The sequence below is a fragment of the Microvirga massiliensis genome (genome assembly GCF_001006805.1).
Taxonomy (GTDB): domain Bacteria; phylum Pseudomonadota; class Alphaproteobacteria; order Rhizobiales; family Beijerinckiaceae; genus Microvirga; species Microvirga massiliensis.
Genome location: NZ_LN811370.1, coordinates 67,555 through 77,463, shown reverse-complemented (window position 1 = coordinate 77,463; position 9,909 = coordinate 67,555). Strand labels below are relative to the sequence as shown.

Sequence of the window (9,909 nt, the reverse complement as noted above, 5' to 3'; positions counted from 1 at the left end):
CCTCCACCGAGGAATCGGTTGTGCCAAGCGGCTCCATGAACTGCATATAGAGATGAGGAGATATGAACGACCTGGGGGTAGGATCGATCTCGACCGATACCCCTCGTGCGGTTTGTGCGAGGCCGCGGCTCGTCATCGGGAGAAGAGCAAAGAGCGTCAGAGCGTCACGCCGCCGCATGGGATCACCGAATTATCGTGACACCCGCAAGACTACCACTCCCGCCATTGATCTGTCGCCTGTGCCCGGGTGAGCAAGAAGCGTCACTGTTGTTTCCATGAGCCTCAACCGGAGCAAGCCAGCGAAACTCTATCACTGGCGGACCGACATGCTCTCGAGGCGGCTGGAGCAAGGCAGGCCATGAACCCTGGATGTGGCTATCATACATCACGCTAACCTACGGGACCAGTTAGAGCTCTGTCCGTTACTCGAAGGAGGGCATTGTCTCCCTCCGAAACCTGTTCAACTCAAAGTGGCAACCCTCGTATCTTCTCCCTGTTCAGAAAGACGCGGACCGAACTGGGAGGTGCTGACGGTGGGTAGGCGTGTGATGAGTTCCGCGCACCGGCTACCAAGCATCATGGCAGGCGCATTCGTGTTCCCGGCATTGATGTTGGGCATGGCCGACAGGTCGCAGATGCGCAGATTCTCAATGCCGCGGACTCTAAGCCTGGAGTCGAGAACCGCCATAGGATCGCTGGCGGCGCTCATCCGGCATGTGCCTGCCGGGTGGTAGTTCGTTTTCACGAACCGGCGGCAATGCTTCATGATTGCTTCGTCACTGAGGTCGTTCGGGTCGGGGATGGCAATATGCTTGATCCGCTCGGCGAGAGGGCTGGTCTGGAAGGCGCGCAGGAAGAAACGCTGCCCGTCGATCATCGCCCGGAAGTCATCGGGGTGCTTCAGCAGGTTCGGCGAGACCAGCGGCATGTCGTCGGGATTGGCCGAGCGCAGCCGCACGAAGCCACGCGACTTGGGCTTCACCACTACGGTGGTCACGGTCAAACCATGGGTATCCTCGACGAGCCCGAGCGTGTCGCGATCGAGATAGACGATGGGCACGCAGAATGCCTGGATCGTCGGCTCGCCGTCCCGGTCGGATGGGTTCACGAAAGCTCCGGCTTCGACGCCTGCAGAAAGGATCGGGCCGCTGCCGAACAGCCTGAAATGGATGCCGTTGAGGAGCATCCGCCACCCGACACTCTGCTTGTAATAGCCATAGGGCCCGTTCGCCATGGCAATTATGGGAACTTCCGGATGGTCGATCAGGTTCTCGCCCACGCCGGGAAGATCGGCAATGCAGGCGATGCCATGTTCTCCGAGATGATCCGCGGGACCGATACCGGACAGCATGAGCAATTGCGGGGTGACGAGCGAGCCTGCGGCCACAATGATTTCGCCGTCAGCATAGACTTGCCGGTCAACACCTTTGGAGTCGCGGTAGGTCACGCCGACGGCCCTGCCGTTCTCGATTTCGATGCGGCGCACCCGAGCATTCAGGCGGATCGTCAGGTTGGGATCATCGGCAAGCGGCACCAGGAAGGCATAGGCGGCACTGCTGCGTTTGCCACGCCTGTTCATGAACTGGTAGAAGCCGACACCCCGCTGCTTTGGCCCGTTGAAGTCGGAATTGAACGGTTCGCCGAGAGCCTGAACGGCCTGCACGAACCACCGCGACATGTCGTTGATGTAGCCAGGATCGGAAACCAGCAGCGGCCCATCCGCACCGTGCAGGTCGTTATAGAGTCTGTTGTTGCCTTCCATGGTCCGAAAGTGCGGCAGGACATCGGCCCAGCCCCAGCCGGGGTAATCGTTCTCGCCGTGCAGCAGTTCGTGCCACTCTTCATAGTCGGAGGGCCTGCCGCGCATGTAGACTTGGGCGTTAACCGATGAGCCTCCGCCGAGAACATTGGCCTGCGGAATATCGTGCACGCGTCCGTCGAGGTGCTCCTGCGGGATCGTGTGGTGATACCGCATGTATTTGCTGCCATTGATCATCTTGAAGATGCCCGGTGGCATGTCGAGGAGCGGGTGACGGTGGGAATATCCGCCTTCGAGCAGCAGCACGCGTGCGCCTTCGTTGACCAGCCGCGCGGCCGCCACCGAGCCGGATGAGCCACCCCCGACAACGATGTGATCAAAATGCTCTTTCATTCCTGCGCCTTCGAAAAATGAGCGAGCGTCAGCCCTGAACGAATATCAGCTTTTTGCGCCCAAAGGCCTCGCTGCCAAGCCCCTCGACATCGCCAAGCTTGAGGTAAGCCGCGGCTTCTGTCTGAGCCCGATTCCTAGGGGCATTCCGGTGAAGATGATACCCCCCAGATGCAGTCTCAGGAGCTGCGACGGATACGAGACCAGAAAGACAGCCCGCAGATGATGAGCTGGGTGCTGCCGTTCTGGTAGCTGCGCCGGTTCACAGTGAGCCACATGGGTGGATTCTGCGGATCTGCGGTCTCGTGGGTGGTTACGAGCCAGGGGTCGATGGAGCCGAAAGTGTTGCATGATTTGGCCTTCGTCCGTTGGCTGGAGCGCTCTGTCCGGATTTCCGTTCCGACACATCGTTGATCACGCAACAGCCCGCAACATGCGAGAGAGCGTCGGCCTCGCCGATGTATTTGGCGTGCTTCCCGGTAACCACGCCGGGCTCGACTTTCCAATCCGTTTTGGTGGAGTTGTGCGGTGTTTCGATGTCATCGTTTGGCTCGCAGATGGGAGGGCGGCCCGCCCAGCAAGAAGAATATTTGAGAAGGCGTTCATGCGGATCGCGGTCTTTCGCTGGCTCGTGGTTGCGAAGGCATCAGGCCTTGATGCGCTCAAGGCCGCGCCAGTCGAACGCGATGCCGTGCCCAGGCCGGTTCGGCGCGAGGGCGAAGCCATCCTGAATTTGAAGAGGTTCGGCGATGTAGTGTTCGAGACCAAATCCGTGCGCTTCGAGATACGAGCGGTTCGGGCAGGCGGCGAGGAGATGGACCGTCACGTCATGCGCTCCGTGGCTGGTGACCGGCAGGTTGAAGGCCTCCGCCAGATGGGCAATCTTCATGAAAGGGGTCACGCCACCGCAGTTGGTGACGTCGGGCTCCGGATAGGTCACTCCGCCTCCGGCCACGTAGAGCTTGAACTCCCACAAAGTGCGCAGGTTCTCGCCGGCTGCGATCGGCAATCCGCCCTCACGCACGATGCGGGCGTGGCCTGCCGGATCGTCGGGGATGGTCGGCTCCTCGAGCCAGGTCAGGTCGAACGGCTGGAGGGCGCGGGCAGCGCGGATGGCGCCGTCGACGCTCCACTTCATGTTCGCGTCGGCCATCAGCGGAAAGTTCGTCCCGAGATGCTCGCGCATCGCTTGTACCCGCTCGACATCCTCGAACAGGTTGGTGCGGCCGACTTTCATCTTGATCGCACGGAAGCCTTTCCCAAGATTGTCGTCCGTCTGGCGCAGGAGCTTGTCGAGAGGTAGTTCCAGATCGATGCCACCGGCATAGCAGGGCACGCAGGGATCGTAGCCACCCAGTGCCTTCCACAGGGGCAGATTGGCCCGCTTCGCCTTCAGGTCCCACAGGGCCGTGTCGAAAGCCGAGAGCGCGAGGACCGTCGGTCCCCCGCGTCCGCCGTAATGGAGTGCCCACCATGCCTTGTGCCAGAGACGCTCGATCTCGTCGGCTTCCTCTCCGTCCATGATCTCTGGCAGCTCACGGGCGAGGACCATGTCGATGGCAGCGCCATTGCGCCCGACCGTGAAGGTGTAGCCCACACCCTCTGCGCCGTCGCTGTCGCGGATGCGGATCGTATTGAGCTCGAAGGCGCGCATCTCCCCGTGCATCGAATCCGTCAGGATGGTCGGGAGCGGGATGCGATAGAAGCCGGGTTCTATGGACGTGATCCGCGACATGGGTTTCTTTCATACGCTCAATGGTTGGAGTTTCTTTTCAGGTTCGGCTTCCTGCGTCAGGCCGCCTCCTCGGTGCGAGCGCTCAGCCGCGCCTGGATGGCGACCACAAGGAGCAGGAATGCGCCGCGGATCACCGATTGCCAGTAGGCGGAGAGGCTGATCCAGCCGAGGCCGTTCTCGAAGTTCAGAATGTTGAAGATCAGGCCGAGCAGGAGGACTCCGGCGAGCGTTGAGCCGACCGAGCCGACGCCGCCCGTAAGCAATGTGCCGCCGACCACAACCGCCGCAATGGCGAATAGCTCCCAGCCGACGCCCTCGATGGGCTGGCCTGCCCCGAACTGCGCCGCGAGAATGACACCTGCCAGGCCTGAAAGTCCTCCGCTCGCCAAATACACTATCGCCTTGATGCGGGTCACCGGCAGACCCATGAGCCGCGCCGCATCCTCGTTGCCGCCGATGGCGAGAACCGTGCGTCCAAACGAGGTCAGGTTGAGGATAAGCGATCCAAGGAGATAGGCGACCAGCGCAATCCAGGCAGGAACGGGAAAGCCGAGGAAGTCGCCCTGCCCAAGCTCCGTGAAGCCCGATTCATAGGATACAGAGACGGATTGGTTGTCGGCGAGCAGCAGAGCGCAGCCGCTCGCCGCCAGCATCGTTGCCAGGGTTGCGATGAACGGCAGGATGTTGAGCCGGGTGACAATGAAAGCATTGCATGCCCCGATGGTGAGTCCCGCTGCGAGTCCGCCAAGGAGCCCGGGAAGAACGCCGTAGGGCGAGAGCAGGGCGGCCACCACGCTGCCGAGCGCCGCGGTCGAGCCCACGGAAAGGTCGATCCCGCCAGCGATGATGACAAAGCACATGCCCAGCGCGACGAGCGCGAACATGCTGTTGTAGCGAAGGACGGTCAGCACGTTGAACGCGCCGAGAAAGTTCTCGTAGCGCAGCCACCCGAACACGATCAGTGCGGCAAGGGCGAGGAGCACGCCATAGCGACCGATTCCTCGAAGCAGCTTCAAGGTATTTGTGTTCTCCATCATCGACCTCAACGCTGACCCTGACGCTGGAGCCAGACGGCCAGCACGATAATGGCGGCTTTCGCCACGAGGGCGGCTGCATCCGGGACGCCATTAGCAAGGAGCGTGTAGCGGACGAGCTGGATGATGAGTGCGCCGACCAGTGTGCCGACAATAGTTGCGCGCCCGCCCGTGAGGAGCGTCCCGCCAACGGCGACCGCGGCAATGGCGTCGAGCTCCATGCCGAGCCCGACGAGGTTAGCATCTGCGGCGGAGTTGCGGGCGATGACGACGAGGCCGGCAATACCCGAGAGAAGGCCGCTGATAAGATAGACCCTCTGCTTCACGGAGGCTACGGGAATGCCGGACAGGCGGGCCGCGCGCTCATTGCCGCCGACCGCCAGGATCTGTCGGCCGAACACGGTACGCCGCAGCATCCAGGCCGCGGCCCCGACGGTGACGACCATCAGGACGGCCTGGAAAGGAACCCCGAAAACGCGGCCCAGCCCGATAAACTGGAATTCGGGCAGGTTGAAGACCTGCAGATTGCCGTTGGTAAACACCTGGGCGATGCCCCGCCCGGCGATGAACAGGACGAGGGTTGCGATGATCGGCTGGATCCTCAGACGCGTGATAAGCCAGCCATTGAACCAGCCGAGGATAGCGGTCACCGCAACCGGCACAATGAAGGCAAGTGCGATCCCGACCACCGGGTGGGGCAAGGGAAAGAGCTTGCCGAGGAAGATCAGCGGAGCCAGCGCACCCGCAATCGCCATGAGCGCGCCGACGGAGAGGTCGATCCCACCCGTTGCGATCACGAGGGTCATGCCGACGCCGACGATCACGATGGTGCAGACCTGCGTGAGGTTGACGTTGAGCGTCTGCAGGGTCGCGAAGTTGGGAGTGATGGCCAGGTTGCCGAGGATGAGGAGTGCCAAGGCAAGCCAAGCGCCATGGCGGGTCAAAAAGGTTCTGACATCCGGTCGAGAGGCCGTCTGCGTCGCGGGGAAGGTCGTTACGGTCTCAGCGATGGGCTGCCTCCCTGACGTCATGACCATGCGCCATGGCTGCCATGACGGCCTGCTCGTTCACGGCACCACCTGTGAGCTCTGCAACGGTACGACCGTCACGCAGGACGAAGATACGGCTGGCCGCCTCGACGACCTCCTCCAGCTCGGACGAAATCATCAGGACCCCGAGACCGTGTCCCGCAAGCTCGCGGACGAGGTTGAGGATTTCGGCCTTGGCACCGACATCGATCCCGCGGGTTGGTTCGTCGAGAATGAGGAGCTTGGGGTTCATGCACAGCCAGCGGGCGAGAAGGACCTTTTGCTGATTGCCGCCGGACAGTTCGCGGATCCGCTGCTCGGGGCCAGAACAGCGGATACCGAGGCGCTTGATGAAGCGGTCGACGATCTCGCGGCTGCGGGCCTCATCCACAATGCCGCGCCGGGCCAGATGCGGCATGAGGGCAAGCGTCAGATTCTCGCGCACCGACATGTCGGGAATGATGCCTTCGAGCTTGCGGTCTTCCGAGCAGAAGCCCATCCCACCCCGGATGGCGTCTGAGGGCTCGGCAATGGCGTTCTCCGTTCCTGTGAAGCGGATTGTGCCGGACTCAGGTCGGTCGACACCGAAAACCGCGCGCGCTGATTCCGTTCGTCCGGCGCCGAGGAGGCCTGCGAGGCCGACGATCTCACCGGGCCGAACCTCGAAGTCGACGTCGCGGACCTTGCGCCCGACAGCAAGACTCCCGACGGCCAGAACAGGCTCACGTCCATCGCGGGCCGCTTCGCCTGTCGCGCGGGCCTCGTGCAGGGCCTGGGAGAGTTCACGTCCCAGCATGGTCGTGACGAGGTCGAGGCGCGAAAGCTCCGACATGGGGGCGACTTGGACGGTGCGTCCGTCCCGCATGATGGTGACGCGGTCGCAAACCGCGTAAAGCTCGTCGAGTTTGTGGCTGACGAAGATGACGGCAATGCCAGCTGCCTTGAGTTGGTGGATCACGCCGAAAAGCACCTCGACTTCACGCTCGTTGAGTGAGGAGGTCGGCTCGTCCATGATGACGAGCTTGGCGTCGAAGCCGATGGCGCGGGCGATGGCGACCATCTGCTGAACAGCGGTCGAATAGGCCACGAGCGGACGCCGCACGTCGATGTCCATGTTGAAGCGGGCAAGAAGCGAGCGGGCTTCTGCGTGCATGGCGGGCCAGTCGAGGAGGCCAAACCGGCGTTTCTCCCGGCCGAGACAGATGTTTTCCGTTACCGAGCGATAGGGGACCAGGTTGATTTCCTGGTAGATCGTGCTGATGCCTGCTGCATGCGCCTCCTGTGGGGAGGTGAAGGCAACGGGGCGTCCGTCGAAGACGATCCCGCCTGCATCTTTCTTGTAGTAGCCTGTCAGGATCTTGATCAGCGTGGACTTGCCGGCCCCGTTCTGGCCGATAAGCGCATGCACCTCGCCTTTCTCGACCACAAGCTCGGCGCTTCGCAGCGCCGGAATGCCAGCGAAACTCTTGTCGATCCCGTGCATGGTCAGGAGCGGCGCCATGGGAGGTCCGTTGCTGGTCTTCTCAAACGGAGGATGTGCTGCCCGCCCTCGGGACGGGCAGCGCTCCGCGGTCAGTACGCGTCAGAGATGAGTTGCGCAGCGTTCGACTTGTCGAAGAAGCGGTCGGTGTTCACGACCCACGGTTTGATCTGCTCGCCTTTGGCGTAGCTCTCCATCGTATCGAAGGCTTTTGGTCCGAACTTGGGATTGCACTCGACCGTCGCGAGCATCTTGCCATCGATGATCGCCTGCAGGGCATCGCGCGTCCCGTCGACGGAGACGACGATCACGTCCTTGCCGGGCTTCTTGCCGGCAGCTTCGAGAGCCGCGATCGCGCCGATCGCCATCTCGTCATTGTGGGCATAGATGGCGGTTGCATCGGGATGCGCCTGCAGCAAGGTCTCGGCGACCTGGCGGCCCTTGTCGCGGGCAAAGTCGCCCGACTGGGACGCGACGATCTTCATGCCGGGATGGGCCTTGATGTAATCCTCGAAGCCCTTGCGCCTGTCGTTGGCAGGGGAGGAGCCGGTGGTGCCTTCAAGCTGGATGATCTTGGCGTTCCCGTCCACCGCCTGGGTCAGGGCTTCCGCGGCGCGCTTGCCTTCCTCTACGAAGTCCGAGCCGATGAAGGTGACGTAGTCCTTGCCGGCCTTGGCGAGGCTCTGATCCACGTTGCGATCGAGCAGGATGACCGGAATGCCGGCCTTCTTCGCGGCCATCACGGCAGGGATGAGCGGCTTTTCCTCGCGGGGCGCGAGGAAGATCAGATCGACGCCCTGGGCAATCATCGAGTTGACGTCGGCCACCTGCTTGGCAGCGGAGCCTGCCGCGTCCGTATAGACGAGTTGGTGACCGCGCTTGGCGGCTTCGGCCTTCATGCTCTCCGTCTGCGCGATGCGCCACGGGTTGTTGGACTCGGTTTGGGCGAACCCGACCTTGTACTTATCCTTCTGCTTCAGTTTGGGAAGCTCTTGGGCCTGCATGCCGCCGAGCCCTAGCCCGATTGCAGCCACGCCCGCCGCGAGCGCAAGGAAAGTCCTTCTCAGCATCATCTTCCTCCATGGTTTTTCGCCCCTTCTCGACGTCTTTGGACATTGCCGCGGCCTCTTCGGGTTGCAGGTCTCGCGAGGCGATGTAGGCGGCCTGCTTGAGCATGTATCCGTCAAAACCGTACTTGCCGCCCTCACCGCCGAGTCCCGAAGCCTTCCACACGGGTGGAAGCCTTGGACCAGTTCTCCGCAGGGACGTTCGACATATTGCAGCCGAAGCAGTCATCGAGAGCCCCAGGATGCGGGGAGCTTTGAAAATCGAGGGCAGCGTCCGGCCTGGTCGCGACTGCAAGTAACGTCACGCGTCGTTCCTCCCGCGTTGCCCAAGCGGAACAATGTCAAACCAAACATCTTTGTTGCGATCTGTTTGGTGCGACCGGGATCAGGATCCCTAAGGGAATGTCGACTGTCAAGTGGCTACTACTGCGCTTTACTTTCGAGGAATTTTCCTGGAAATTTCCGCTTGGATCCACGACGGGTTGATAAGTTTGGTCGGACCATAGGAGGGTTCAGATGGGCGTTGATCGTGCTCCGCGTCGAAAGAGCTCCGGTCATTGAAATTGGAGAGGTAAATGGATCACGGCGCTGAGCTGCTTGGCAGGGATTCGGTCGGGCGCCGATCGGATGTCGTCGCGCAGGAGCTCATGCGGATGATTCAGACCGGAGGGCTCGAGGAGGGAGATCGTCTGCCTGCGGAGCGTGACCTGATGCAACGCTATGGGGTCAGCCGGACTGCGGTGCGCGAGGCCATCATCTCCCTCGCCAATCGCGGACTCGTCGTCACGCGGCTGGGACACCGTCCTGTCGTGCGCAAAGCCGATTACGAGATCGCTATCGACAAGATCGGGAAGCTCGTCGGTCACCTCGTGGTGGACCGCAAGGGCGTGTGGAACCTGTTCGACTCGCGCATTTTCCTGGAAGCTGCTTTAGCCCGCTGGGCTGCCGCCCACGCCCGCCGGGACGATATCGATGAATTGAGGGATGCGCTCGAGGCGAACCGCCAGGCAATCGGCGATTCACCCCGCTTCGATGAGACCGATGCAGGTTTTCATGCCATCCTTTACCGGATTCCGGGCAATCCCATCTATCCGGCGGTTCACAAGGCTTATGTCGAGTGGCTGGTCCAGCACTGGCGCTCCATGAAACGCGGCGCGGACATTGACCAGATGAACCATGCGGGACACCGAGCCATCTTCGACGCCATTATCGCCCGTGATCCCGATAATGCCGAGGAAGCGCTGCGCCGCCATCTCGTCGCGGCTTGGGAGTTCGTACGGTCAACATTCACTGTCGAGAGTTAGGTGTGCAGTCGACCCACCTATTGCTGACGCTCGATCTTCGCAGCCGCGCGATAAAGGTCTGTCTGCTCCGATACATGTAGTGGGCTATCTGACCCAGCGGAACGTCTCCTTC

8 protein-coding genes and 1 pseudogene are annotated in these 9,909 nt (G+C 62.0%); 1 reads left to right on the top strand and 8 read right to left on the bottom strand.

The genetic code is table 11. The annotated features are described in order from the left end of the window. Positions 1 to 460: 460 nt before the first annotated feature. From BN1233_RS39120 to BN1233_RS39095, 8 genes and pseudogenes are all read right to left on the bottom strand, one after another. Positions 461 to 2,152 (bottom strand): GMC family oxidoreductase, encoded by a 1,692-nt coding sequence (locus tag BN1233_RS39120; RefSeq protein ID WP_046869084.1) that lies wholly within the window; start codon positions 2,150 to 2,152, stop codon positions 461 to 463. Positions 2,153 to 2,328: 176 nt separating this feature from the next. Beyond that, positions 2,329 to 2,571 (bottom strand): fumarylacetoacetate hydrolase family protein, encoded by a 243-nt coding sequence (locus BN1233_RS51475; RefSeq protein WP_074078469.1) that lies wholly within the window; start codon positions 2,569 to 2,571, stop codon positions 2,329 to 2,331. Continuing rightward, positions 2,463 to 2,714 (bottom strand): annotated as a pseudogene (locus BN1233_RS51470) (fumarylacetoacetate hydrolase family protein); the annotation flags it as partial. The pseudogene BN1233_RS51470 and the gene BN1233_RS51475, both read right to left, overlap by 109 nt. 81 nt (positions 2,715 to 2,795) lie before the next feature. After that, complete coding sequence (locus BN1233_RS39115) at positions 2,796 to 3,884, bottom strand: mandelate racemase/muconate lactonizing enzyme family protein (protein ID WP_046869083.1); 1,089 nt, start codon at positions 3,882 to 3,884, stop codon at positions 2,796 to 2,798. 56 nt (positions 3,885 to 3,940) lie between these two features. Beyond that, a complete protein-coding gene (locus tag BN1233_RS39110; protein WP_046869082.1) occupies positions 3,941 to 4,921 on the bottom strand; it encodes an ABC transporter permease in 981 nt (326 codons plus the stop codon). A 5-nt stretch (positions 4,922 to 4,926) separates the two neighbouring features. Next, positions 4,927 to 5,949, bottom strand: a complete 1,023-nt coding sequence (locus tag BN1233_RS39105) for an ABC transporter permease (protein ID WP_082145921.1) — start codon at positions 5,947 to 5,949, stop codon at positions 4,927 to 4,929. Continuing rightward, positions 5,921 to 7,447: a sugar ABC transporter ATP-binding protein gene (locus tag BN1233_RS39100; RefSeq protein WP_046869081.1), complete on the bottom strand. Its 1,527-nt coding sequence runs from the start codon at positions 7,445 to 7,447 to the stop codon at positions 5,921 to 5,923. Before BN1233_RS39100 ends, BN1233_RS39105 begins: the two co-directional genes overlap by 29 nt. A gap of 71 nt (positions 7,448 to 7,518) precedes the next feature. Further along, entirely contained in the window at positions 7,519 to 8,499 is a 981-nt protein-coding gene (locus BN1233_RS39095) for an ABC transporter substrate-binding protein (protein WP_046869080.1), read from the bottom strand. A gap of 569 nt (positions 8,500 to 9,068) precedes the next feature. On the opposite strand from BN1233_RS39095, the gene BN1233_RS39090 reads away from it, so the two are divergent. Continuing rightward, positions 9,069 to 9,797 carry an FCD domain-containing protein gene (locus tag BN1233_RS39090; protein WP_046869079.1) on the top strand — a complete coding sequence of 243 codons (729 nt, stop codon included), beginning with the start codon at positions 9,069 to 9,071 and terminating at the stop codon, positions 9,795 to 9,797. The last annotated feature ends 112 nt before the right edge of the window (positions 9,798 to 9,909 follow it).

What these genes read in the sequence shown, in the direction of transcription:
- BN1233_RS39120 (WP_046869084.1), bottom strand. Translation starts at nt 2,152, where the DNA reads ATGAAAGAGCATTTTGATCACATCGTTGTCGGGGGTGGCTCATCCGGC.
- BN1233_RS39115 (WP_046869083.1), bottom strand. Translation starts at nt 3,884, where the DNA reads ATGTCGCGGATCACGTCCATAGAACCCGGCTTCTATCGCATCCCGCTC.
- BN1233_RS39110 (WP_046869082.1), bottom strand. Translation starts at nt 4,921, where the DNA reads ATGATGGAGAACACAAATACCTTGAAGCTGCTTCGAGGAATCGGTCGC.
- BN1233_RS39105 (WP_082145921.1), bottom strand. Translation starts at nt 5,949, where the DNA reads ATGACGTCAGGGAGGCAGCCCATCGCTGAGACCGTAACGACCTTCCCC.
- BN1233_RS39100 (WP_046869081.1), bottom strand. Translation starts at nt 7,447, where the DNA reads ATGGCGCCGCTCCTGACCATGCACGGGATCGACAAGAGTTTCGCTGGC.
- BN1233_RS39095 (WP_046869080.1), bottom strand. Translation starts at nt 8,499, where the DNA reads ATGATGCTGAGAAGGACTTTCCTTGCGCTCGCGGCGGGCGTGGCTGCA.
- BN1233_RS39090 (WP_046869079.1), top strand. Translation starts at nt 9,069, where the DNA reads ATGGATCACGGCGCTGAGCTGCTTGGCAGGGATTCGGTCGGGCGCCGA.